The sequence below is a fragment of the Sulfurimonas sp. genome (assembly GCF_026991475.1).
Lineage (GTDB): Bacteria > Campylobacterota > Campylobacteria > Campylobacterales > Sulfurimonadaceae > Sulfurimonas.
Window position 1 is genome coordinate 18,464 of the sequence record NZ_JALXBK010000090.1, and the last position, 25,842, is coordinate 44,305.

Sequence of the window (25,842 nt, forward strand, 5' to 3'; positions counted from 1 at the left end):
TACAATAATGGAGTTTAAATACTATTATGAAAAATACAATAGCACTTTTAAAAAAATATGATGAAATAAAGATAATTGATGCGGCTTTAGATATATATTTGGAAATCCCTCATTTAGCATATGCTGAAGTGAAAAAAGAGGATGGTGGTAAAGCACTTCTATTTACAAATGTAATTGATGCAAAAAATGATATAAAATTTGAAGAGCCTGTACTTATGAATGTTTTTGGTTCATATAAACGTTGTGAACTGCTTTTTGGCAGAACTATTGAGAGTGTTGCTGATGAGATAACAAACTTACTACATATGAAACCACCTTCTGGATTTATGCAAAAAATTGATATGGCAAAAGAGCTTTTTTCACTTAAAAATATTTTTCCAAAACGCCTTAAAGGGGAGGGAGAGTGTCAAGCTATTAAATACCTTAAAGAGGAAGTTGATTTGCACAAACTTCCTGTTCTTACAACGTGGGAACAAGATGGTGGACCTTTTATAACTATGGGGCAGGTCTATACGCAAAGTCTTGATGGAGAGATGACAAATCTTGGAATGTATAGATTGCAAGTGTATGATAAAAACCATTTGGGAATGCATTGGCAGATTCATAAAGACTCTTCACACTTTTTTGATCAGTATCAAAAAGCAGGCAAAAAGATGCCTGTAAGCATTGCAATAGGTGGTAATCCTCTCTACACTTGGTGTGCAACGGCACCTCTTCCTTATGGTGTAAATGAACTTTTGATGTATGGGCTTATTACAAAAACTCCGGCACAACTTGTAAAATCTTTGACAACACCTCTTTATATTCCTAAAGATGTTGATTATGTCATTGAAGGATGGGTTAATCCTAGTGAGATGAAAATTGAGGGTCCTTTTGGTGACCATACCGGTTATTATACACTTGAAGAGCCATATCCTGTGCTTGAAGTAAGTGCAATTACTATGAAGAAAAATAGAACATTTTTAGCAACTGTTGTAGGCAAACCTCCTTTAGAAGATAAATATATGGGTTGGGCAACAGGTAAAATATTTTTTCCACTTCTTAAAACAACTGTGCCTGACTTACTTGATTATCATATGCCTGAAAATGCAGGTTTTCATAATCTAATACTAGCAAAAATGCAGCCACTTTATAAAGGGCATGCTAAACAGTTTATGCACGCTTTTTGGGGTGCAGGACAGATGAGTTTTGTTAAACATGCTATTTTTGTTGATGAAAATGCTCCAAAATTAGAAAATTATGAAGCATTTGCAACATATATTTTAAATAGATTTACACCAAAGTCTATGTTTATTACAGAGGGGATTTTAGATGCACTTGATCACTCCTCTGCCGAAACGCTTGTTGGTGGGAAATTAGGCATAGATGCAACTTTGGCAAATAAGGTAGAACCACCACAACTTTTAGGTGATGCTGAGCTTTTGACAAAAGTAAAAGAGGTAGTACCTCAAGCAGTTGATTTACACCAATTTATGAGACGTACAAACAATCCTATAACTGTGATAAGTGTTCAAAAAAGTAAAAATGTAAAAGAGTATTTTGATGCTTTAGTAGAGCTTAGCCCACATTTAAGAGTGGTAGTATTTGTAGATGAGAATAAAAATGATATACGTAATTCCTATATGCTTATTTGGCGTGTAACAAATAATATGGATGCACTTAGAGATGTCTATAGTGCAGGCTTAATGGTTGGCGTTGATGGAACAAATAAAACGCAACTTGATGGTTTTACTAGAGAGTGGCCAGACGATGTGAATTGTACGCCAAGTGTAGTTGAAAGTTTAAAAATAAAGGGTATTTGGGATTTTGATGATAAATTGTTTAAAAAGTTTCAATTATAAGTAAATTTTATCAAAAGCTTGTGATATAAGCCAAGTGTAATTATTTCTAGTGTAAGATGGATTTTACTTTTTATTAAGGTTGTTCTATATGAATAAATTTGTGTTACTATTTCTTTCTTTTATGATTCTTTCTCTAACATCTGCAAATGCAGCCATATATAAAGGGCAAAGAGTTTTTATTAAAAGATGTCTACCTTGCCATAAAGATGGACAAAACTTTGTTTCTAAATATAAGATGAAGCATTGGAAAAAATTGATGAAGAAAAAAGGAAAGCCACTCGCACAACTTCACTTAAAAAGCGAAAAAGCAAAAAAATCATGGAAATATTTTAAAAGTAAAAGGTATGCAAAAAAATCAAAACATCTCAAACAATTTCTTGTTGAATATGCCAAAGACAGCGGAAATGTTCCAGCTTGTAACTAACTTTTTAAAGTAAAGCGTGAGCTTTGCTCTCTCTTCTCTTTGTAAAATGCCTCTTTTTAGATAAAATATCAAACTTTTTAAATACTATATTTATAACCTAAGGAACTGTAATGGAAAAAATGTGGTCAGGCCGCTTCTCGGCATCTGCTTCAAATCTTTTAGACCAATTTAATGCATCAATTATGTACGATAGAAAATTATATCGTGAAGATATTGAGGGCTCACAAGCTCATGCAAAAATGCTTGCAAAACAGGGCATACTCACGCAAGATGAGTTAGAGCAGATTCTTGAGGGGTTAAATCAAGTAAAGCAGGAGATAGAATCAGGCAGTTTTGAGTGGAAAATCTCCGATGAAGATTTACATATGGGTATAGAAAAACGCCTTACTCAGCTTATAGGTGATGCTGGAAAAAAACTCCATACTGCAAGAAGTAGAAATGATCAGGTAGCTGTAGATTTTCGCCGTTATGTTCTACGCAAAAATTTAGAGATTAGCCAAGCAATAAAAGCACTTATGGAAGTTGTTTTAGAAGTTGCTAACAAACATACACAGACACTTATTCCAGGAATGACACATTTGCAACATGCACAGCCTATTAACTTTGGGTTTCATTTGGGTGCATATCTTTCAATGTTCAAGCGGGATATTGAACGTTTTGAAAGTTCATATAAACGCAACAATATCTCTCCTCTTGGTTGTGCAGCACTTGCTGGTACACCTCATAATGTAGACAGAGAGTATTCTGCACAACTTTTAGGTTTTGATAGTGTAAGCGTAAATTGTCTTGACACTGTAAGTGACAGAGATTTTGCTTTAGAAATTTTGTTTAATATCTCAACAATGATGATGCACATTTCACGCCTTTCTGAAGAGCTTGTAATGTGGTCATCTTATGAATTTGGATTTGTTGAACTCTCAGATGAGTATTCGACAGGAAGTTCAATTATGCCTCAAAAGAAAAATCCTGATGTACCAGAGCTTTTACGCGGAAAAACTGGTCGTGTTTATGGATCGTTAATGGGACTTTTAACTGTAATGAAAGGTTTGCCTCTTGCATACAATAAAGATACACAAGAGGATAAAGAGGGCGTTTTTGATGCTGTAGAGACTGCTGAAATTTCACTTGAAATTTTAAAAGAGGCCATAAAAACTATGCAGGTAAAAGCACAAAATATGGAAAAAGCTTGTGCTATTGGACATTTGAGTGCTACAGATTTAGCTGATTATTTAGTTGAAAAATGCAATATACCATTTCGAGAAGCACACTTCATTACAGGTCATGCTGTAGCAAAAGGTGAAGAGCTTGGTGTTGACTTGTCTAAAATGGATTTTAAATATCTTAAAGAGATAGATGAACGTATAGATGAAGATGTAATGGAGTTTTTACAACTGCGTCACTCTATGAATGCTCGAACGTCTGAGGGTGGAACTGCAACGACTAGAACGAAAGAACAGTTAGAGTATATTCAAAACTATTTACAAGAGAACAAATAAAATGAAAATGACAGTAACACACAAAGAGGCAATGAAATTTGAAGTAAAAAGTGCAAAAAGCAGTTTTATTATTGATTGTCCTACTATCTCACCTGTAGAGTATTTCCTCTCAGGCATCATCACTTGTAGTGCAACAGATATTGTACTTTTACCGAAAAATCAAGGTTTTACTGTAACAGATTTGCAAGTAGAAGGTGATGCAACCCGAGCGGAAGATCATCCGAGAAAATTTACAAAGCTCTTTTTGGATTACAAATTTAACTCTGATGGAGAGGATGTTCAAGCAGCTCGTTGGGTTGCAGCTTCTATTGAGACATACTGTTCAACTATTAATACTATTCGTGATACAACAGAGATCTCTTACTCTGTGACACATAATGGAAAACTGGTTCGTGAAAATGAACAAGTTATCAGCGGTGGTGGCTCTAACATTGATTTGGGTGAAATTGACGCTTGTTGTAGTTAAAATATGAAACAGTTTAATATTAATTACTCCTCAAAAGAATCTTTTAAAAACTATCTTCATGAGAATGATATTGTATTTGCAAATGACAAAATTTTGGTACAAATTTTTACGTCGTTTCGTGAAAAACATAAGGTACAAAAAATAGCATCTGAGATATGTGAAGTTTTGCCAAATGCTGTTTTGATAGGATCCTCGTCTGCAGGTGAAATTATTGATGGTTTAATGCAAGAAGAGAGCTGTGTTGTTGCTATATCTGTGTTTGAAAAAACAAAGATTGTTGCAAGTTATGTTGAAGGCGAAGATGCATACTCTATGGGTGTCTTAATGGCATCAAAACTTTTAAATGAGAAGAGCAGATGTTGTATTAACTTTGTAGATGGCTTAACCATCAATGGAGATGAATATCTTAGAGGTTTTTCTACTTTAAATACAAATAGTGTTATTGTATCTGGTGGTATGAGTGGGGATCTTTTCACATTTGACTCTGTATTTTGTATTTATCAAACAAAAGTTCTTAGTTCTGCTGCTGTTGGTATTTCATTAGAAGGTGATGAGTTATATGCTTTTAATGCTTATAATTTAGGATGGCGGGCTGTTGGCCCAAAATTTACAATTACAAAAGCCGTAGGTAATCGTGTTTATGAAATAGATAATAAACCTATCAAGGAGCTATATCGAGAAGTTCTTGGGAGTAAAATTGTAAGGAATATGCCGGCTTCAACAATAGAATTTCCTTTTATAAAAGAAGTTGATAGCATTCCAATTGCCAGAAGTATGATAAATATAATGGAAGATGGAAGTGTTATATATGCAGGAGAACTTAATGAAGGCGATGTAGTTCGTTTTGGTGTAGGTAGTAAAGAACTTATTTATGACCATAATATGAGTCAACTAATAGCCTCTAAAGAACATGATATACAGGCCGGATTTATCTACTCTTGTTCTGGAAGAAAACAGTTTTTGGGAAAAGAGCTTGAATCTAATTTTCAATATTATGAAAAGATTGCCCCTGTAAGTGGTTTTTTTACTTTTGGAGAATTTTTTTCAGGTTTGAAAGAGCCTTCTTTGCTCAATATTACAACAACACTTCTTTTTTTATATGAAAAAGATACAGAGAACATATCTAAAAACAGATATACAAATAAATCACTAAAAGATGATAAGCAAAAAACTTTAACAAACAAAGGTTTATTCAATCTCGTTGACTATGTGACAAAAAATTTAGATTTTGAAAAACAAAATATGGAAAAATCTAAAAAGAGGCTCGATGAACTTTTAGAAGCTATTGATAGTGTTTCTATTATTTCTAAAACAGATAGTAAAGGTATTATTACCTATGTCAATGATGCCTTTGTAAAAATAAGTGGCTATTCGCGTGAAGAATTATTAGGACGTAATCATAATCTTGTTCGGAGTCCAAATAGCGATGCCGCTCTTTTTAAAGAGATGTGGCAAACGATACAAAAAGGAGAGATCTGGCAAGGAGAGTTAGAAAATAGAACTAAAGATGGGCATTTATATTATGTGAAAAGTTCTATTATTCCTTTGCATGATATAAATGGAAAAATTGTAGAATATTTGGCAATAAGGGAAGATGTTAGCTCTTTGGTTGGGAGTAAAAAAGAGATTGAAAAACAAAATGCATTAACAAATATTATTCTTGATAATGAAGAGAGTATTATTATACTTACAAAAAATGATGAAATTGACAAAATAAATGAAGCATTTTTTAGAACATTTCCTTATGAAAACTTGGAGACATTTAAGAGTTGGCATAGGTGTATTTGTGAACTATTTATTGAGAAGGAGAATTATCTTCAAAAGAAATTAGATGCATCTCAAAGATGGTATGATCCAATTTTACATGAACCTTTTATAACACATTTAGCTGCTATGATTGATAAAAATGGAAATGAAAGAATTTATCATGTAAAATCAAAGGAAATTATGTATGATGAAGATACCGCATATGTTGTAAGTACTTTTCATGATATTACAGAGATAGAGCAAGCAAAACAAAAAGCACAAAAAGCTGAAGCAGCACAAGCAATGTTCTTGGCAAATATGTCTCATGAAATAAGAACACCAATGAATGGCATAATAGGTTTTACAGAGCTTCTTGAAAAAACGCCTATGAATGAATCTCAAGAAAAATATGTAGATATTATAAAAGGCTCCACGCAAACTCTTTTGGGTATTATAAATGATATATTAGATTTTTCAAAAATTTCTGGACAAAAAATAGAACTTGAAAATTTAGAGATTAATCCCTATCATGAATTAGATGCAACTTTTGAACTTTTACGTGCTGTTGCCGAGAAAAAAAATCTTGATTATGTAAAAAAACTAGATACGAATATGTTTGAATGTATCTATACAGATCCTACTCGCTTAAGACAAGTTTTAACAAATTTACTTTCTAATGCAATTAAATTTACCCCTGAAGATGGTAGTGTGAGTCTGGAGACACATGTTTTAAATACGAATGAAGAATCACAATTTATACGATTTGAAGTTAAAGATACTGGTATTGGGATTCCTCAATCAAAACAGAAGACAATATTTGAACCTTTTTCACAAGCTGACTCTTCTACGACAAGAGAGTTTGGTGGAACGGGATTAGGATTAAGTATTAGTAATAGTTTTGTAAAAGCTATGGGAGCTGAACTTTGTGTAAAATCGAAGGAGAAAGAGGGATCTGTTTTTTATTTTGATTTGGAATTTAAGAGATGTAATTCATTAATTGAATTAAAAGAACTTATGCAACAATGGAAAGTTGTTATACTAGAGGATGATGATGAAATATTATTACAAAGGGTTGGTGATATTTTATCTTCATTTGGAGTTGTATATGAAATAGTTCCAAAAGAGCTAGCCGACACTTTTGTCTTAGGAACTAAAAGTATTGTAATAGCTTTTGAAAATATTAAAGAGTTCTTATTTTTAAAAGAATTTCCAAAAGATCAAATTATTTGTTTATCTGAGAAAAAACTATTTGATTATTCTATAGAATGTGTTGATTTAATTATAGATGAGTCGTTAGCATCAAACTTATATAATTTTTTATTTAGAAAATTAAAAAATAAAAATATTGAGAAAAAACAAATTGAACATAATAGTATTGCTTTAAATATATTAATTGCTGAAGATTATGAGATGAATCGAATTCTGATGGAAACTATTTTTGAACAATATAAAAATATTCGTATTACCTTTGCAAAAAATGGAGACGAAGCGGTTGCAAAAGTTTTTCATAATGATTTCGATATGGTTCTTATGGATGTTAATATGCCTATTCTCAATGGATTGGAAGCAACAAAAATAATAAGAAAAAAACTCTCTAAACATATTCCTATTATTGCTTTGACTGCAAATGCCCTTGAAGGAGATCGCGAACGATTTTTAGCAGCTGGAATGGATGATTATCTTTCTAAACCAATTGAAATCGGTAAACTCGAAGAGATATTACAAAAATTTGCACAAAACAGAATAGTTGAAAATTTTAAACCAAATGAAGAGATAGAAAAAAATATTTGTTTGGATGATATGGTTGAAAATATTACACAAAATTTAGGTGTTGCACCTGAGATGGCGATTACATTACTACATAGTTTCTACTCTAGTCTTGATCTATCTTTTATAGATTTACAAAAGGCTGTCCAAAGTAGAGACAATCAGATGATTTTAAATCTTGTACATAAAATAAAAGGTTCATCTTCTACAATGAGAATTGACACTATTGCATCTTTGATGCAAGAAATAGAAGAAAAAGTTAAAAAGGGTGAAACGATTAATTATGATAAAATTTTTGATATAATGCAGAAATATTTAAAATCATTACAAAGAGAATTAAAAAATGTTTCATAATGTAAGTATAGTAATTGTTGATGATGAGACGTTAAATCTGATTTTATTAGAAGAACTGATAAAACAAGAGGGGTATATTAATTATAAAACTTTTTTGGAACCTTCTAAAGCACTAGAATATGCAAAAGAGAATAATGTAGATGCTTTAATTACTGATTATAATATGCCAAAAATGGATGGAATTGAGCTCCTTCAAAAAATGAAAGCTCTTCATCCAGACATGGTAAGTATTATGATAACGGCAAATAATGATACTGAAATGATGGAATATGCTTTGCAAAGTGGTGTGACCGAGTTTTTGCTAAAACCGATATTTCCTATTACATTTAAATTACGTTTGAAAAATATATTAGAGCTGGCATTTTCTTTGGTAATAAATAAAGATTTTAATAAAATTTTACAGCAAAAAGTTGAAGAGACAACTGATGCATTAAAAGAGAGTGAAGAAGAAATTTTAGAAGTTCTTTCTAATGCAGCAGAGTATAAAGATCCTGAAACCGCAAGCCATATTGCAAGGGTGGCATACTACTCTAAACTTATAGCTAAAAAATATGGACTTGATGAAGAGGAGCAAAACATTTTGTTTTATGCTGCTCCTTTACATGATATTGGTAAAATAGGAATTCCTGATAGTATTTTACTGAAACCTGGAAAATTAACAAAAGATGAATTTGAGAAGATGAAAGAGCATTCTAAAATAGGGGCAGGTATCTTATCTTCAAAAAACAATGAGTATATAAAAGCAGGTAGAGTTATTGCACTAACGCATCATGAAAAGTATAATGGGCAAGGCTATCCTGAGGGATTGCAAGCTGAGAATATTCCATTATTTGGTAGGATTGTTGCTATTGCAGATGTCTTTGATGCATTGACTTCTCAAAGACCTTATAAAAAAGCTTGGACCTTTGAAAATGCATTGAATCTACTTATTGAAGAAAAAAATGAATATTTCGATCCACAGCTTGTGGATATTTTTGTCGATGCACAAGAAGAGGTAAAAAAAATTTATATGGAGTTCCAAGAAGAAGTATAAGTACTTTTCTTATTAATTTTTCAAATTTTCTAGTGAAATAAGGAATTCATTTTCTTTTAATGGAAAAAGTTTGAGTAAATATTTTTTATTATTATATAAGATGCTATTTTTATAGGCTTTATGTTCCTTCATTGCTATAATTATATCTGTTATAATCTCCTTGTCTACTTTATCAAATGTTTGAATAAGATTATTGGAACTTTCACCAAAAATTTCTATGAATTTAGAATCACTCCATTTTTTTCTTGAGTTTGCATAAAAAATAGCGTTCGCATAAAATTTATTGAGAAATTGTTTACAGCTGTTTGATGCTTCAATTGTGCATTGAAGATCTCGCTTATTTTGATTTTGTTGCATAACCTGTTCAATTTTAAGTTTGAGTTCTTCAGGTGAAAATGGTTTTTTAAAGTAATCAAGAGCGCCTTGTTTATATGCATTTCGCATTATCTCTATATCTAGGTTACTAGATATAATAAAGATAGGAAGATGAAAATTATTTTCATCTTGTTTTATGTTTTTTAAAATTTCAAGACCATTCATTTCGGGCATTTCCATATCGAGTAGTATCAAGTCTATTTTTTGTGATTGAATTATTTCGAATGTTTCTTCTCCATTTTTTGCTTCAAGTAGTCTGTATCCTGAAGGAGAGAGAATTTTTTTAATCATTCTTCTTATGACTACTGAATCATCTACAATTAAAATTGTATAGTTTGGATTAATCTTTATGTTATAGATAATATTTAAAATATCTTTGAGAATGATTTTTGCATTTTTACCTTTTATAACATAATCTAAAATTCCAAGTCTAAAGAGTTCATCTCTTCTGGAGAGATCATTATCTGATGTGAAAATAACAATTTTTGTCTCTTTTTCAGATTTTTGAAGTTCAAAAATAAGCTCCTCTCCATCTCCATCTGGAAGATGTAAATCCAAAATGATTAAAGTCATGTCATGTTTATTTAAAATCTCTTTTGCATCTGCCAAATTATAACTCTGAAAACATTCATACCCTTCTTCTTGAAGATGTTTTGCTACAGTATTATTTATAACACGAGAATCTTCAACAATGAGAATTTTAAAATTGTTTTTTCCTGTATCAGTTGTAGTTTCTAGACATTGAAACATGAAAAATCCTTATAAGAAGTCCTTAGGATCTGCATCACTAAAGTGTCCCCATGTTAATTTTGCTCCACCTAAAACGTGAAAATGCAAATGTTTTACCTCTTGTCCACCGTTATCTCCTACATTTGTTATCACTCTGTATCCACTTTTATCAATGCCAACTTGCTTAACAAGTTCCTGAATAAATTCAGTCATTCCTGCCATTGTCTCTGGACTTACTTCATTAAAGCTATCTACATGAATTTTTGGAATTGCCAAAAGGTGTGTAGGCGCTTTTGGATTTATATCGTGAAAAGCTAAAAAGTTTTCATTTTCTAGTTCAATATTGGCATTTATCTCTTTGTTTACTATTTTACAAAATAGACACATTCTCTTTCCTTCTTTTTATTTTATTATATCATACCAAAACCTTAATGAAGCTACATATAAATTAATTTCGCTATAATCCAATTAAAATTTTACACTTATGGAGACTCTCAATTGAAAGAGTGGTACGATAAAATAAATGAAACAGATTCTGTTGATGCTTTAGAAGAGATACGCATTGCTTTGTTTGGAAAGAAAGGTGTTTTAGCAGCACAGTTCGCAAAAATGAAAGATGTTCCAAATGAACAAAAAGGAGCATTCGCCAAAGAGTTGAATGCACACAAGCAAAACTTGATGAATGAGTTTTCTGCAAAGAAAATTGTACTGCAAACGCAGGCACTTCAAGAGGCAATGAAAGCAGAGGCAATAGATGTTTCTATGTTTTCAACGAAGAGTGCAGCAGGTGCCTTACATCCTGTAATGGAGACTATGGATAGAATTGTTGAGTATTTTTCATCTATGAATTTTAGTGTCAAAACTGGAAATATTGTAGAAGATGATTTTCATAACTTTGAAGCACTTAATCTTCCAAAATACCATCCAGCGCGTGATATGCAAGATACATTTTACTTTAAAGATGAGATGCTTTTACGTACACACACTTCTCCTGTTCAAATTAGAACGATGCTTGAGAACAAACCGCCTATTCGTATGATAGCACCTGGTGCAGTCTTTCGTCGTGATTATGATTTGACACATACTCCGATGTTTCATCAAGTTGAAGGTCTTTTGGTTGATAAAGAGGGAACAGTCTCTTTTGCAAACTTGAAATTTATTTTAGAAGATTTTTTGAAGTATATGTTCGGTGATGTAGATGTACGCTTTCGTCCATCATTCTTCCCATTTACAGAGCCTTCTGCTGAAGTTGACATCTCTTGTGTATTTTGTAAAGGTGAGGGGTGTAGAGTGTGCTCTCACACTGGTTGGCTTGAAGTTTTGGGATGCGGTATAGTTGATCCTAACGTTTTTGAAGCGGTAAAATACAAAAATGTAAGCGGATACGCATTTGGTTTGGGTGTTGAGCGTTTTGCTATGCTTATTCATCAAATTGGAGATCTTCGTTCACTCTTTGAGGGCGATATTAAATTACTGGAGCAGTTTCAATGATAGTTACAAGAAGTTGGTTAAATGAGTGGATTGATTTAAGTGGTATCTCAACTGAAGATATTGCAAAGACATTTAATTCCATCGGCTTGGAAGTTGATAGAGTGCATGAGTATAGAGTACCAAAAAAGATTGTTTTTGGTAGAGTTTTAGAGTGTGAAAAACATCCTGATGCCGATAAACTGAATGTTTGTAAAGTAGATGTTGGCTCAGGTGTTCGACAAATTGTTTGTGGTGCTGCAAATGTAAGAGCTGGTTTAGATGTAGTAGTAGCAACTGTTGGTGCAGTTATGCCTTCGGGTCTTGCTATTAAGCCGGTAAAACTTCGTGGCATTGCATCTGATGGTATGATATGTTCTGCAGGTGAGATAGGACTTCCTGATCTTGGCAAAGGTATTATGGAACTTGATTCAAGTATTGGTAAGTACGAGCTAGGTCAAGAAGTAAGTGAAAACACTATTTTAAATGATGATTTAATAGAGATTGAATTGACCGCAAATAGAGGAGACTGTCTTAGTATTCGTGGTGTTGCGCGTGATTTGAGCGCTGCGTTTGACAGACCTATAAAAGAGTATGTAGTAACAGACAATGATGAAAAAAGAGGGGTAGGTAGGATTTTAGCGCTTACTCATGAAAACTCTTTATGTGTAAATTTAAGATACAAAGCACTTGATTTAAAAGAGCTTACTCTTCCTATGGTCATAGCCTTAAGATTAGCGCAGATTGAGGAGAAAAGAGATACAGATGTAGAGTCTCTTCTTTATTATGTTACGCAAAGTACAGGTGTGATTTTAAGAGCCTATGCACGAGACTTCTTTACATCCGATAAAGAGAGCGTGGCAAAACTTACTGTAGGTGAAGATGCAAAAGCATTTGCTTGTATTAAATCATCTGCAAATAAAATTGCTTCCATAATCGGTGTGAATCAAAGTGATGATTCTAAAGTAAAAAATGAAAATAGTACACTTTTCTTAGAAGCGAGTTATATTCCACCAGATGTTATCTCTAAAAAAATGGCAGATAATAAAGTAGAAGCTGATGCAATGTTTTACAGAACATCAAGAGGAAGCGAACCTGAATTAGAAGGTGGTCTCTCTTATTGTGTTGATCTAATTGAGAGTTGTTCATCTTCTACTACTTATGGTGGGAGCATTGAACATCTTTACTCTTTTAAAGAAAAAATTGTAAAAGTGACAAAACAAGAGATTGATGCAATAATTGGTGCAAATATTGATAAATCTGTTGTAACAAAAATTATGAAAAATCTTGGTTTTGATACATCAAAATCTTCTACAGATGTTTTTGTTATTCATGTACCGCAATTTAGACATGACATTGTAAATAAACAGGATATTGTTGAAGAGATTGTTCGTATGGTTGGTATTGATAATATTCCCTCTAAACCATTTTTACTTGAAGAAGAAAATAGACTTGAAGATAACTACTTTGAGTATAAAAAGCGTTCTATTTATAGACATCGTGGAGCACAAAGTGGCTTTTTTGAATCCGTACACTTTATTTTTGATGAGAAAAAGGTTTTACAAAAGTATGGTTTTGCAACTACAAAAGAGGAGTTAGAACTTCTTAATCCTATTGTTCAAACACTTGATACCTTGCGTCCAACATTACTAACTGGTCTGCTTAAAGCAGCATCACAAAATGTAAAAAATGGATATGCTGCTGTCTCTCTTTTTGAAATAGGTTCTGTGTTTACTCCTTTACGAGAAGAGTCTTTAAACGCAGCCTTTTTAATGAGTGGTAATAAAGAGCATGAAAGTCTAACAAATGGTGGTAAACCTGCAGAAGTTGATTTTGCATACTTTACGCAAAAAATAGCAGATGTTGTTGGTGATGTAGAATTAAAAGAGTATAAAACTATGCATAACCTCTCACACACATATCAAACAGCACAAGTGTTGCAAAATGGTGTGGTACTTGGAGAGTTGTTCCGTGTGCATCCTGAAGTAGAAAAAGAGTATGGCTTACAAAGTACATTTTTATGTGAATTAGATTTTTCTAAACTATCTTATGGCTTGAAAATTGCGAAAAAAACATCAAAATATCAAGCATCTTTTAGAGATTTGAGCCTTTTGATGCCAAAAGATATGTCGTACGAAAAAGTAAAAAATTTAATTCAAGCAAGTGAAATCCCAAATCTTATCCGTTTTTATCCTGTAGATAGATATACAGATGAGACACTTGGAGATACTATGAGTCTTAGTCTGCGTTTTGTGCTACAATCGTATGAAAAAACACTTGAAGAAGAAGATATTACAGCCGTAATGGATAAAATTTTAGAAGAGTTAAATAAAGAACTTGGAATTGGTTTAAGATAATGAAAAGTGTAGTTGTATCACCTGCAAAGAAATTTTCTGTAAAAATTGCTAATATAGCATCAGATAAATCTATATCACATAGAAGTGTAATGTTTGCAATGCTTGCAGATGGTGTGAGCGAAATAGAGAATTTTTTACGCGCAGAAGATACGCTTAACTCTTTAGAAATTGTAAAAAATCTTGGTACAAAAGTTGAAGATGATGGCAAAATCATTAAAATTACATCAGATGGAATAAAAGAACCTTTTGAAATTTTAGATTGTGGTAATTCAGGAACAGGTATTCGTCTCTTTTGTGGTCTCTTAAGTTCGGCAGATGGACACTTTGTGCTTACTGGTGATAAATATCTTCGTCGTCGTCCTATGAGGCGAGTTACTGAACCTCTTAGAAGTATTGGTGCAAAAATTGATGGACGAGAAGATGGAAATCTTGCACCAATTTCTATTCGTGGTGCATCGTTAAAAGCATTTAAGTATGAGAGTAAAATAGCTTCTGCACAAGTAAAATCTTGTATGATTCTTGCTGCCTTAAACGCAGATGGTGTCTGTCAATACCATGAGCCTGAACTCTCTCGTGACCATACTGAGAGAATGCTTCAAGGTATGGGTGCTACACTTGAAGTTGAAGGTCTTACAACTACCATAGAACCTCTTAAAAAGTTACTTTCCCCTTTGAAAATTAGAGTTCCAGCTGATCCTTCATCTGCATTCTTCTTTGCTGTTGCTGCTGCTATTACTCCTGATTCTGATGTTGTTTTAGAGGGTGTTACACTCAATCCTACTCGTATTGAAGCCTTTAAAGCATTAGAGAGAATGGGTGCAAATATTAGCTATGAGCTTAGTGACAATAAATATGAACCAGTTGGTAACATTTATGTAAAATATGCACCTCTGCATGCAATTGTAGTAGAAAATAATATTTCATGGCTTATTGATGAACTTCCTGCACTAAGTATTGCCATGGCTTGTGCAGATGGTGAAAGTATAGTAAAAAATGCAAAAGAGTTACGAGTAAAAGAGAGTGATAGAATCTCAACTGTAGTTATGGGTTTACGTGCTTGTTCTATTGAGGTAGATGAGTATGAAGATGGATATAAAATTAGTGGTGGTACTTTAAGTAAAGCGACTGTAGATAGTGATGGTGACCATCGAATAGCTATGAGTTTTATTATTGCAGGCTTGCGATGTGGTATGGAAGTGAGTGATTTAGAGTGTATAAATACCTCTTTTCCAAACTTTTTTGAGTTGTTACAACAACTCACCTATGTAAAATTTAAAAATTAAGTGAAAAATTTCTCTCACCGTTAGGTGTAGCTTTACAGAAAATAATTTAGTTATTTTCTGCATCGTCCTTTAGGCCAGAAGTGAGAGGAATTTACAAAGGAATTACTTCCTTTGTGAAGGAGACAGATATCGTGAAAATTGAACTTGCAGAAAATTATGGATTTTGTTTTGGTGTGAAGCGTGCTATTAAAATAGCAGAAGAGAATACAAACGCAGCGACTTATGGACCACTTATTCATAACTCTAAAGAGATACAGAGACTTGATAAAGATTTTAAAGTTGGACTTGTAGAAGATTTCACTACCTTTAAGTCTGGTGATAAAGCCATTGTTCGTACACATGGAATAGTTAAAGAGGAGTTGGCAGCTCTTAAAAGCAGCGGCGTAGATGTAGTTGATGCAACTTGTCCTTTTGTGACAAAACCACAAGAGATTGCTCAGGAGATGAGTGAAAAAGGCTACAGTGTAGTAATTTTTGGAGATGAAAAACATCCAGAGATTAAGGGAGTAAAATCTTATGCAACGCACGGTGCAATTGTTGTTAGTTCTGTTGATGATGTAAAAGATATTAAACTTCATGAACGTGTGGCGCTCATCGCACAAACAACACGAAAAGTAGAAGATTATATGTCTATAGCAAATTATCTTATTCCTAGACATAAAGAGGTGAGAATATTTAATACTATATGTAATGCAACTTTTGAAAATCAAGAAGCCATTCGTAAGCTTGCCAAAAAAGCAGACGTTATGATTGTTATTGGTGGAAAAAATTCATCAAATACCAAACAGCTTTTTAGCATTTCAAAAGAGAACTGTAGTGAGAGTTATCATATTGAAGATGAGACGGAGATAGAGAGTGAATGGTTCAAAAATAAAGCACTTTGTGGTATAAGTGCCGGTGCTTCTACTCCTGATTGGATTATTCAAAACGTTATAAATAGTATAAAAAATAGTATTGTGTAGTTCTCTCACACAATACTATTCCCCCTTTTTCAGCTTTTTTTCATATTTCTCTTTCAATTTAATACCAATATAATTAAATATTAGATATAATCACGACAATTTTTATGTAACAGAGGATAGGTAATGGCGTTCGATAACGAATCATTTGAAGAAGAAGAAAATTTTGCAGAGATGTTTGCTGCAAGTGAAAAACAACAGGAAAAAAGTCGCACAGTAGAAGGTGAGATAGTAGAGATACAAGCTGATGACAATAGAGCATTGGTAGGTGTAGGTGATAAACTTGAAGGTATTTTAAGCCTTGATGAAATCCGTGATGAAAATGGTGAACTTAAGTTTACTACTGGTGATAAAATCAAAGTGCTAGTTATGGGATACTACAATGAGCGTCCTAAAATTTCACACAAAAAAGTTTTAGAGCAAGAAAAAACTATTGAGTTTATTGATGCAAACAAAGATGATTTTGAAGATTTAGTGGTTGAAGGTATTATTACTAAGAAAAATCGTGGTGGTTATGTAGTAGAAGCTGATACAGTTTCATTTTTCATGCCTCGTTCATTAGCTGCGTTTAAAGATACAGACGATGTAGTTGGTCGTAAAATCAAAGCACAAGTTATTAAAATTGATCCAGAAGAAAACTCAATTATTCTTTCTCGTCGTAAACTTTTTAACGAAGAACGTAAAAAGAAAAAAGAGATCATCGATCAACTTATGGCAGAAGATGTTATTGTTGAAGGTGTTATCAAAAAAATCACTAGCTACGGAATGTTTGTAGATGTTGGTGGTGTTGATGGTCTTGTTCACTATAATGAAATCTCTTATAAAGGGCCGGTTAATCCGTCTAAACTTTATAATGAAGGTGATGTAGTAACTGTAAAAGCTATCTCTTATGATAAAGATAAACGTCACTTATCTCTTTCTATTAAAGCTGTACAACCAGACCCATGGGCTGAAGTTGAATCAGAACTTGATGAAGGAGATACAATTACTGTAACTGTCTCTAATGTAGAAGCGTATGGTGCATTTGTTGATCTTGGAAATGATATTGAAGGTTTCTTACATATTTCTGAAATTACTTGGAATAAAAATGTAAAAAATCCAGGAGATTACTTAGAAGTAGGTCAAGAGATTGATGTTGAAGTTATTGAAATTAATTCAAAAACTCATAAACTTCGCGTATCTTTAAAAAGATTACTTCCAAAACCATTTGATGAGTTCTTGAAAAACTATAGAGAAGGTGATGTTGTAACTGGTACTGTTACTTCTTTAACTGATTTTGGTGCTTTTGTTCGTATTGATGGTGTTGAAGGTCTTTTACATAATCAAGACATCTCTTGGGATAAAAATACAAAGGCAAGAGAAGTATTAAAATCTGGAGAGGAAGTTGAAGTTAAAATTGCTAAAATCAATGCAGAAGATCAAAAAATCTCATTGAACCGCAAAACTTTACTTGAATCACCAATAGATAAATTTGCTACTACTCATAAAGTAAATGATGTAGTAACTGGAACTATTCGTGATATTAAAGATTTTGGTGTATTTGTTTCACTTGAAGATGGTGTTGATGCACTGATCCGTGATGAAGATTTAACTCCATTAAATAAAGAAGAATTAGAAATAGGTCAAGAGATAGAAGCTGCAATTGCAAACATTGACACTCGCCGTGACCGTATCCGTTTATCTGTTAAAAAATTGGACTACATTAAAAATCAAGCGATGCTTGAAGAAATAAATGATAACGAATCACACTCTTTAGGTGATTTAATTAAAGATAAATTGAATAAATAAGTAATTTATTTTAATGCAAAAGTTGATAAAATGGCTTGCTCCTATTGTTGCAATAGGTGTCGCCATTTTTCTAACTTACTTTTTGATTTCAATCAACTCACAAACGGTTCTTTCAGATAATGAGCCTCTTGGATTTCAAGACAAAGTAAAACAAGAAAAAATAGAAAAAAGTTGGCTAAACCATTTTTCTAAAACTAAAAAATTGGGTTATTCTTATCCTGTAAACGAAATCTATCTTAAAATGGATTTAGATGAAAAAATAACTAAAACTATTACCTATAAACTATCTGCAAATATTCAAGATCCGTACCAACTGTTTTGTTTAAAAGAAGAACTGGCACGATATAAGTTGAAATATTTTTTAAAAAAAGATAAACTAGGTGTATATTTACTTATTTATTCGCAAAATGTTAATAAATTAAATGATTTAGTAAAAGTACTAAAAGATTACAAAATAAATGCTCGAATTGAGCACTATAAAGAGGATTATTAAATGCAAAAATATACTGTAGTAGTTTGTGACCATATACATCAAGCAGGTTTAGATATGCTTGAAAATGATGAAAACATTAACTTTGTTATGGCAGCAGATGTAGATAAAAAAGAGTTAGTTGAAAAAATTATTCCAACTGCTGATGTGGCAATTACAAGAAGTTCAACAGATGTTGATGACTTTTTTATAGAACATGCAACAAATATGAAAGCTATTGTTCGTGCAGGTGTTGGTGTAGATAATGTAAATATTCCTGAGTGTTCTAAAAAAGGTATTATTGTTATGAATGTACCTACGGCAAACACAATTGCTGCAGTTGAGCTTACTATGACACATATGCTTTCATGTATGCGTATGTTTCCATACTCTCATGATCATTTAAAAAATCAAAGAATTTGGAAGCGTGAGAAGTGGTATGGTTATGAGCTCAAGGGCAAAAAACTTGGTATTATTGGATTTGGTAATATCGGTTCTCGTGTTGCAAAACGTGCAAAAGCATTTGAAATGGATATTGTTGCGTTTGACCCATATATTAATCCTTCAAAAGTTACTGATCTTGATATGACATATACAAAAAATTTCGATGATATTTTAGCATGTGATGTAATTACAATTCATACTCCTAAAAATAAAGAGACAATTGGAATTATAGATAAAGAAGAGATTGCTAAAATGAAAGATGGTGTTGTTTTAGTAAACTGTGCAAGAGGTGATTTGTATAATGAAGACGCACTTTATGATGGTCTAAAATCTGGAAAAATTCGTTTTGCTGGAATTGATGTTTTTGGAAAAGAGCCTGCTATTAATAACAAACTTCTTGATTTAGATAACATTGTTGTCTCTCCTCACCTTGGAGCGAATACTTATGAATCTCAATACAACATTGGTACACAAGCAGCAGGAAATGCAATTGCTGCTGCAAAAGGAATTGCATATCCAAACGCAATGAATTTACCAATTGATGAGTCTAAAATACCTGCATTTGTAAAACCATTTTTAGAAATGGGACAAAAAATAGGATTTTTAGAATCTCAAATAAACAAGTCTAAAATTGTTTCTATTAAAGTGAAAGGGCAGGGAGAAATAGGAAAGTATGTTGATTCTCTTGCAACATTTGTAACTGTTGGTGCTATGAGTCACTCTAATGAATCAATTAACTATGTAAATGCGGACTTTATTGCAAAAGAGAGCGGTATTGAAGTAGAGAGCGTAAATCTTGGAGATTCTGAGGTTTATAAAAATCTTATTACTATAAAACTTACTACAAATGAGGGTACAACATCTATTTCTGCTACAATTTTAGAAGATGGCTTGCAACGTGTTGTTTCTATTGATGGCTTTGATAATGAAGTAGCACTTAAAGGTGATATGATTCTCTTTAAAAATAGTGATGTTCCCGGTGTAATTGGGAGTGTAGGAACTATTCTTGCAAACCATAATGTAAATATTGCAGATTTTTCATTAGCTAGAAATGAGAGCAAAGAAGCTCTTGCTGTCATTCTTGTTGATAATGCAGTAAATGATACTGCTCTTAGTGAATTAGCAGCACTAGAGGCTTGTAACAGCGTTAATTACGCACGTTTCTAGAATCTTTCCAAACTTTTTTACACAGACCTTTTTTTAAGGTCTGTATTTTCCTCTTTTTACCTCTTTTTTCCTTATCCATTTATCTTAAACGCAGTGTTATATCATCTATCTAAACGTAGTGAGTTCTTGTGGATGTAATATTAGTTTTTTGTAAAAAGAGTAGATGAAAAAAGTAGGAGAGGGAAAAAGTATTAGGAGTTAGATTTACAGAATATACTATCTGTAAATCTAGATAGAAGAGACCTAAACAGGCTCTTCTACCGATACAGCTTTTTTCTCATGAAAGTGAAAGTGAGTTTCTAAATCTATCATATATAATAGTACAGGAACAACAACTAGTGAAGATATAACAGCTACAATGGTTCCAAAAATTAAGGCAACGCCTAGCCCACCAAATACAGCATCACTAGCAAGTAGTGTTGAAGCTAGCATAATTGCAACTGCAGTTAAGAAAATAGGTTTTGCGCGTGTTGCACTTGCGTAAGCGATAGCTTCTGCTTTATGCATACCTTTTTCATCCATAAGAGATTTTGTAAAGTCAATAAGTAGTAATGAGTTACGAGAACTAATACCAATAAGGGCAATAAAACCAATTAGTGATGTGGCTGTTAGAAAAAATGTATCTGTTGTAAAGAGATTCATTATCCAGTGACCAAAAATTACACCAATTATAGATAAAAATGAACCAAGCAGGATGATACCGCTTAAAGTATAGCTTTTATAGTAGATAACCATAAGTAAGAATATAAGTATTAACGCAGCAATAAATGCAGCACCTAGATCTCTAAATGTATCAAGAGTTACTTTCATCTCTCCATCCCATTTTAGTTTATATGCATCACCTGTTTTTTTATCTTTTAATGATAAATCAAAAAGACCTGTTTTAGTAATATCATATTCACTAGTAAAAGTTTTTAAGATTTTATCTCTTGCTTGAATGAGTGGATAGACTTGCGAAACCATATCAGTTTCTGCCATAACATTAGTCATTTGATGTAAATCTTTACTCATTATTTTAGGATGAGATTTTGTTGGAATGATTGTTACAAGTTCTGTAACAGGAATCATCATACCTCTTTTATTCATAAGTTTGAGAGATGTTAATTTTGCTCTTACTGAGTTTAAATCTTTTCTAGTAAATCTTTTTGACGTCGGTGAGAGTGTTAAAAATAGAGGAATCTGCTCATTGTATTTTGCTGAATTTTTTACAGCTACATCCATACCTTCAAAGGCAAGATAAATAATATTGTTGAGCTGTTTTACAGAAATTCCAGATTTTGATGCTTTTGTTGTATTAATTTTTAAATCAAAAGTAGAGTATATCTCATCTTCCATAGTATCAATATCTACGAGACCTTTTGTAGATTTAAAAACTTTTTCAACTTTTCCTGCTAATTTTCTTATGCCTTGTGCATTGTCACCATAAATTTCTGCAACGATAGCTGAAAGAGTTGGAGGACCTGCTGGTGGTTCTACAAATGAAATATGTGTATTTGGATAGAGCTTTTCACATGCATTTTGAATGACAGGACGCATTCTTTGAACCATCATATATGAAGGTTCTTCTCTTTCATGTTTTTTCGTAAGATTTAAAACAATCTCCGCTACATTTTCAGAATTCTTAAATTGGCTTCCCTTAATAAGACCAGCAAAATCAAGTGGTGAGCCCATCCCTAAAAACACTTCTGTATTAAGAACTTCTTTTTCTTGCACTACATAACGGCTAACACACTCAGTAACTTTTTTTGTCTGCTCAACAGAGTCTCCATTAGCAAGTGTTACATAAATGTTGAATGTATCGTTGTTTTTACCAGGGAGCATTTTTACTTTTACTATTTCTGTTGGAGCAATCATAAGGATAGATACTATAAAGGCAACAAGCGTACCAAAAAGAATAAGTCTTCTTTTTGCCTTGCTCTGTATGCCCTCACGCACAAGGTTTTCAAATTTTTTAAACATTAATGTTCTCCTTTAGTAAGGTCGGGACGTTTGAGTATTCTTACTGCTAGGTAAGGGGTAAAAATATAGGCGATAAAAAGTGAAGCAATAAGTGCTACAGGTACATTCTCCGGAATTGGTTTCATAAATTGACCCATCATTCCTCCAACAAATGCCATAGGAACCATTGTCATAATGATTGCTAAAGTAGCAATATTTGTTGGTGCACCAATTTCATCTGTTGCCTTAATCATAAGCTCATCATCACTAAGATGTGCTGATTCAACAGAATGGTAATGTCTATGAATGTTTTCGATAACAATAATAGCTGCATCTACTAGTAGTCCAAGTGCAAGTAAAAATGCAAAGAGCGTAATTCTATTGATTGTCTGCCCACTTAAATATGCTATAAAAAGAGTGACTGCTAAAATAGCCGGAACAGTAAAAGTAACAATAATTGATTCTCTCCATCCAAGTACAAAAATAAGTAAAATAGCGATAATTACAATTGAGAGAACAAGATGCATAACAAGTTCATTTACGGCATCATCAGCTCTTACTCCATCATTTCTAGTAATGACATAGTTAATGCCATTTTTCTTTAAAAGATCTTTATATTGTTCAAGATTTTTTTCGACTTCATTAGCAATATTTACTGCATTTGTACCTTGCAGTTTTGATACTGTTAATGTAACTTGCTTGTCAAATTTTGAAAATTTATTTTTGCCCTCTCTTTTTGCAATGAGTGCTGATTTGAAGTTTTGAATATCATAAGAGTCTTTAATTTTTGCCACTTGTTTGAGATATATTGGAGAACCCATATACTGTGCTACTATAATGTTTCCAACGTCTTTTGCACTTTCAATAGCATTTTCAACCCCAACCATAACTATCTTATTATCTTTTGTTCTATTCTTTACTGCTGGTACATTATATGCCAGTGCTTGAACAGCTTGCATAATTTGTCCCATAGAAAGGTTGTATCCAGAGAGTTTATTGAGGTCAACTTCTATGTTAAATTGATGTTTATGTCCACCTTTTATGGCTGTTACGGCAACATTGTCAAGAGCATTTATTTTTTGTTGAATCTTTTTTACTTTGTCATAAAGTTCTGTTTGATTTAGCATTCCATTAGAATAAAATGCAACACTCAAGATAGGAATATCAATATCAATATCTAGTGGTTTGATAATAGGATTTCTAGCTCCCTTAGGAAACATATCTGAATTTTGCATAATTTTGTCATAAACTTTTAGGTTAGAAGCTTCTTTCTTTTGACCAATAAAAAATGCTGCGTTTACTACACCAACATTATCCATAGCAGTACCATAAATATGTTCAACCCCTTTAATCTCTTTAAGTTTTCTCTCCAAAGGTTGTACAATGATTTTTTCTACCTCTTTTGCACTTGCACCAGGAAGGGCAACAATAACAGTTGATCCACTGACAACCATTTGAGGATTCTCTTCTCGAGGCATAATTTCAAGAGAGAGGTATCCAAGTACCAATAAAAATATTCCTAAAACGATTGTTAAAGGATTTCGGAGAAAGGTCTTGGCTAGTTTTCCTGCCGAGTCACCAGGTTCATAAATTTTATGATGTTTCATATTTACTTTCCTTAGTTTATAGATACTGTTGCATACATACCTGGATACACAGAATGATGGTGTGATTTAAAAGATATTTTTACTTTAAATGTATGTGTCATTGGATTTGAATTTGGAATAATTGCAGTGACTTTTCCAATCTCTTTGATATGTTGCGATGGAATATTTATAATAACTTTTTTACCAGGTTTAATTGTATTCAAATCACTTTCTGCAACTTCAACTAATACCTTTAAATCACTTAGATCAGAAAGAATAACAGCTGGCATACCTGGCATTGCCATCTCACCTACGCGAACATTAACTTTGATTACAACACCCTTATTTGGAGCAGTAACATTTAGGTATTTATATTGATTTTTTACCTCTTTTAATCTCTCTTTTGCTTGTTGAACTTGTTTCTGAGAAATTGCAACTAAATCACGAAGGTTCTTAGCCGCAAGTGCAAGATTCTCTACTTCATATCTAGAAACCATATCTTTAGCAAGTAGTCTTTTATTTCGCTCAAGATTCAATTTTACATTTGTAAATTGGTTTTGATACATTTGCAGAGAGAGTTGCGCTTGAGAAATTGCAAGTTCTACTTGTGATTTTGCTGCATCTATCTCTTTTGAATCAATACTGTAAAGAAGTTGCCCTCTTTTAACAGAATCACCTTCTGAAACGTTTACTCGTGTTACAAAGCCCATAAAGCGACTCGTAATCATCTTTTTGTTATCAGAAATAACTGTTCCAGAAAGAGTTAGTGTCTCTGCGATAAGTGAAGCACTCAGTGCCAGTAGTATTAGTAGTTTTTTCATTCTAGTTTTCTCCGTTTGCTAATTTTTCTAAAGCAAAAACTGCTTCTGTGCGTTTGTTTTTTGCTTGTTGTAGTTGTAAAATTTTCTCTATTTGAAGAGATTGTTTGATAATGACATCACTCATAGAGACAAGTTTTTCTTTATATCTGTATTCGTAGTTTTCATAAATTGCGTTTGCCAGTGCAAGCTCTTTTTCAAGTGAAGCTATTTCAACATTTATACTTTTTATTTTTGTTCTTATTTTTGCAAGTTTAAGTGCTATACCTTCTTTTGCTAGCTCTACTTGAGAACTCATTTTGAGGCGATCTAGTTTTGCTTTTTCTAGTTTAGAGTTATCAGTTCCACCATTAAAAAGGTTCCATGTAAGTCTTGCACCTATTGTATAGGCTTTATGATCACTTGCATTACCTAAGAAAGTATTGTCTGCAGTTGAAACTTCTCCAAATGCACCAACAGTGGGATAAAATGCACCCTCTGCTGCGCCTTGCATTGATTTTCTTATTGCAAGACCTGTTGTCGCTTTTTTAATGTCTAAGTTAGTTTTTAAAATTTGGGCATCTGTATAAACAGGCATTGGAACATCTGTTTTAGGTGTCTTAATTTCAGTTACTTTTTTATTGAGTAAAAAGCTGATGTATTGTAAAAGTAGTTCTTTATTTGCCTTCATTTGTACTAAAAGTCTTGTAACATTTCCTTTTTTTGCTTGTACTTCTAAAAGGTCAACTTTTTTTGCATACCCGACTTCTATCATTGTTTTTGTAGTGTTCTCTAAAATATTAATATTATTCATTACTATATTTAAGTGGGCTATAGATGTGTCGAGTAGTGCTACATCGTAGTAGCTTTTTCTTAGTTGGTATATCTTTTCATTGACGATTTTATCTTTTTCAAGCTTTTTCATTTTAGACATCTCTTTCATAATGTCTTTATAGCTTGAAATTGCAAAGCCTGTAAAGAGAGGCAGTTCGTATTTTAGTTTACTTTGAAAGAGGTTTCTATATCCTGGATAGTTTAAATCTTTTGGAGCTACAGATAAAATATTTGGGTTAGTACCATCAAATTCACTAAATCCAAAGTCCCCAAATGTTGCCTCTCGTGAAGTAAGCTTAAATCCAAAAACATTGAGGGCATCGTTTGAACGAGCTACATCTTGTTGAAATGTAAGTTTCCCCCAGTTCATTCCCGCCGCTGTACCTTCATTTGCCTTTGCAGCTTCTACGTCTATTTTTGCCGCTTTTATTTCCAAGTTCTGTGACTTGAGTATCTCTAAGGCTTCATCAAGAGAAAGGCCATTTTCTGTACTTGTTAAATCATCATTGGTGAGCCTGTATT

19 protein-coding genes are annotated in these 25,842 nt (G+C 32.7%); 13 read left to right on the forward strand and 6 right to left on the reverse strand.

What is annotated here, in order from left to right:
- Positions 1-26 precede the first annotated feature (26 nt).
- The 6 genes from MV589_RS07480 to MV589_RS07505 all read left to right on the forward strand — a co-directional run bounded on the left by MV589_RS07480 (position 27) and on the right by MV589_RS07505 (position 9,127).
- Complete coding sequence (locus tag MV589_RS07480; RefSeq protein WP_297433478.1) at positions 27-1,841, forward strand: menaquinone biosynthesis decarboxylase; 1,815 nt, start codon at positions 27-29, stop codon at positions 1,839-1,841.
- 88 nt (positions 1,842-1,929) lie between these two features.
- Positions 1,930-2,265 (forward strand): cytochrome C, encoded by a 336-nt coding sequence (locus tag MV589_RS07485; protein ID WP_297433480.1) that lies wholly within the window; start codon positions 1,930-1,932, stop codon positions 2,263-2,265.
- A gap of 110 nt (positions 2,266-2,375) precedes the next feature.
- Positions 2,376-3,761 (forward strand): argininosuccinate lyase, encoded by a 1,386-nt coding sequence (argH, locus tag MV589_RS07490; RefSeq protein ID WP_297433482.1) that lies wholly within the window; start codon positions 2,376-2,378, stop codon positions 3,759-3,761.
- 1 nt (position 3,762) lies between these two features.
- A complete protein-coding gene (locus tag MV589_RS07495) occupies positions 3,763-4,227 on the forward strand; it encodes an OsmC family protein (RefSeq protein ID WP_297433484.1) in 465 nt (154 codons plus the stop codon).
- 3 nt (positions 4,228-4,230) lie between these two features.
- On the forward strand, positions 4,231-8,094 hold the full coding sequence (locus MV589_RS07500) for an FIST N-terminal domain-containing protein (RefSeq protein WP_297433486.1): 3,864 nt from the start codon (positions 4,231-4,233) through the stop codon (positions 8,092-8,094).
- Positions 8,084-9,127: an HD domain-containing phosphohydrolase gene (locus MV589_RS07505; protein WP_297433487.1), complete on the forward strand. Its 1,044-nt coding sequence runs from the start codon at positions 8,084-8,086 to the stop codon at positions 9,125-9,127. The genes MV589_RS07500 and MV589_RS07505 overlap by 11 nt, the downstream gene beginning before the upstream one ends.
- 12 nt (positions 9,128-9,139) lie before the next feature.
- Here MV589_RS07505 and MV589_RS07510 read toward each other — a convergent pair whose 3' ends face one another.
- Together MV589_RS07510 and MV589_RS07515 are read right to left on the reverse strand one after the other, a co-directional pair.
- Complete coding sequence (locus MV589_RS07510) at positions 9,140-10,252, reverse strand: response regulator (protein ID WP_297433489.1); 1,113 nt, start codon at positions 10,250-10,252, stop codon at positions 9,140-9,142.
- 9 nt (positions 10,253-10,261) lie between these two features.
- On the reverse strand, positions 10,262-10,618 hold the full coding sequence (locus tag MV589_RS07515; protein WP_297433492.1) for a histidine triad nucleotide-binding protein: 357 nt from the start codon (positions 10,616-10,618) through the stop codon (positions 10,262-10,264).
- A gap of 111 nt (positions 10,619-10,729) precedes the next feature.
- On the opposite strand from MV589_RS07515, the gene pheS reads away from it, so the two are divergent.
- The 7 genes from pheS to serA all read left to right on the forward strand — a co-directional run bounded on the left by pheS (position 10,730) and on the right by serA (position 20,165).
- A complete protein-coding gene (gene pheS, locus MV589_RS07520) occupies positions 10,730-11,722 on the forward strand; it encodes a phenylalanine--tRNA ligase subunit alpha (RefSeq protein ID WP_297433494.1) in 993 nt (330 codons plus the stop codon).
- Entirely contained in the window at positions 11,719-14,055 is a 2,337-nt protein-coding gene (pheT, locus tag MV589_RS07525; protein WP_297433496.1) for a phenylalanine--tRNA ligase subunit beta, read from the forward strand. Before pheS ends, pheT begins: the two co-directional genes overlap by 4 nt.
- On the forward strand, positions 14,055-15,338 hold the full coding sequence (gene aroA, locus MV589_RS07530) for a 3-phosphoshikimate 1-carboxyvinyltransferase (protein ID WP_297433498.1): 1,284 nt from the start codon (positions 14,055-14,057) through the stop codon (positions 15,336-15,338). The genes pheT and aroA overlap by 1 nt, the downstream gene beginning before the upstream one ends.
- Positions 15,339-15,469: 131 nt before the next feature.
- Positions 15,470-16,300, forward strand: a complete 831-nt coding sequence (locus MV589_RS07535) for a 4-hydroxy-3-methylbut-2-enyl diphosphate reductase (protein WP_297433500.1) — start codon at positions 15,470-15,472, stop codon at positions 16,298-16,300.
- Positions 16,301-16,423: 123 nt separating this feature from the next.
- Positions 16,424-18,085: a 30S ribosomal protein S1 gene (locus MV589_RS07540; protein WP_297433503.1), complete on the forward strand. Its 1,662-nt coding sequence runs from the start codon at positions 16,424-16,426 to the stop codon at positions 18,083-18,085.
- Between the two features lie 13 nt (positions 18,086-18,098).
- A complete protein-coding gene (locus tag MV589_RS07545) occupies positions 18,099-18,578 on the forward strand; it encodes a hypothetical protein (protein WP_297433505.1) in 480 nt (159 codons plus the stop codon).
- Positions 18,579-20,165: a phosphoglycerate dehydrogenase gene (gene serA / locus MV589_RS07550; RefSeq protein WP_297433507.1), complete on the forward strand. Its 1,587-nt coding sequence runs from the start codon at positions 18,579-18,581 to the stop codon at positions 20,163-20,165. It abuts the gene before it with no gap.
- A 243-nt stretch (positions 20,166-20,408) separates the two neighbouring features.
- Here the strand turns inward: serA and MV589_RS07555 are convergent, their stop codons facing one another.
- From MV589_RS07555 to MV589_RS07570, 4 genes are all read right to left on the reverse strand, one after another.
- Entirely contained in the window at positions 20,409-22,124 is a 1,716-nt protein-coding gene (locus tag MV589_RS07555; RefSeq protein WP_297433509.1) for an efflux RND transporter permease subunit, read from the reverse strand.
- Positions 22,124-23,710: an efflux RND transporter permease subunit gene (locus MV589_RS07560; RefSeq protein ID WP_297433512.1), complete on the reverse strand. Its 1,587-nt coding sequence runs from the start codon at positions 23,708-23,710 to the stop codon at positions 22,124-22,126. Before MV589_RS07560 ends, MV589_RS07555 begins: the two co-directional genes overlap by 1 nt.
- Positions 23,711-23,721: 11 nt before the next feature.
- Complete coding sequence (locus MV589_RS07565) at positions 23,722-24,510, reverse strand: efflux RND transporter periplasmic adaptor subunit (protein WP_297433514.1); 789 nt, start codon at positions 24,508-24,510, stop codon at positions 23,722-23,724.
- Position 24,511: 1 nt separating this feature from the next.
- A partial coding sequence (locus MV589_RS07570; protein ID WP_297433516.1) for a TolC family protein occupies positions 24,512-25,842 on the reverse strand: 1,331 nt, incomplete at its 5' end.

Excerpts from the sequence above, each read along its gene's own strand:
- MV589_RS07480 (WP_297433478.1), top strand. The coding sequence starts at position 27 with ATGAAAAATACAATAGCACTTTTAAAAAAATATGATGAAATAAAGATA.
- MV589_RS07485 (WP_297433480.1), top strand. The coding sequence starts at position 1,930 with ATGAATAAATTTGTGTTACTATTTCTTTCTTTTATGATTCTTTCTCTA.
- argH (WP_297433482.1), top strand. The coding sequence starts at position 2,376 with ATGGAAAAAATGTGGTCAGGCCGCTTCTCGGCATCTGCTTCAAATCTT.
- MV589_RS07495 (WP_297433484.1), top strand. The coding sequence starts at position 3,763 with ATGAAAATGACAGTAACACACAAAGAGGCAATGAAATTTGAAGTAAAA.
- MV589_RS07500 (WP_297433486.1), top strand. The coding sequence starts at position 4,231 with ATGAAACAGTTTAATATTAATTACTCCTCAAAAGAATCTTTTAAAAAC.
- MV589_RS07505 (WP_297433487.1), top strand. The coding sequence starts at position 8,084 with ATGTTTCATAATGTAAGTATAGTAATTGTTGATGATGAGACGTTAAAT.
- MV589_RS07510 (WP_297433489.1), bottom strand. The coding sequence starts at position 10,252 with ATGTTTCAATGTCTAGAAACTACAACTGATACAGGAAAAAACAATTTT.
- MV589_RS07515 (WP_297433492.1), bottom strand. The coding sequence starts at position 10,618 with ATGTGTCTATTTTGTAAAATAGTAAACAAAGAGATAAATGCCAATATT.
- pheT (WP_297433496.1), top strand. The coding sequence starts at position 11,719 with ATGATAGTTACAAGAAGTTGGTTAAATGAGTGGATTGATTTAAGTGGT.
- aroA (WP_297433498.1), top strand. The coding sequence starts at position 14,055 with ATGAAAAGTGTAGTTGTATCACCTGCAAAGAAATTTTCTGTAAAAATT.
- MV589_RS07540 (WP_297433503.1), top strand. The coding sequence starts at position 16,424 with ATGGCGTTCGATAACGAATCATTTGAAGAAGAAGAAAATTTTGCAGAG.
- MV589_RS07545 (WP_297433505.1), top strand. The coding sequence starts at position 18,099 with ATGCAAAAGTTGATAAAATGGCTTGCTCCTATTGTTGCAATAGGTGTC.
- serA (WP_297433507.1), top strand. The coding sequence starts at position 18,579 with ATGCAAAAATATACTGTAGTAGTTTGTGACCATATACATCAAGCAGGT.
- MV589_RS07555 (WP_297433509.1), bottom strand. The coding sequence starts at position 22,124 with ATGTTTAAAAAATTTGAAAACCTTGTGCGTGAGGGCATACAGAGCAAG.
- MV589_RS07560 (WP_297433512.1), bottom strand. The coding sequence starts at position 23,710 with ATGAAACATCATAAAATTTATGAACCTGGTGACTCGGCAGGAAAACTA.
- MV589_RS07565 (WP_297433514.1), bottom strand. The coding sequence starts at position 24,510 with ATGAAAAAACTACTAATACTACTGGCACTGAGTGCTTCACTTATCGCA.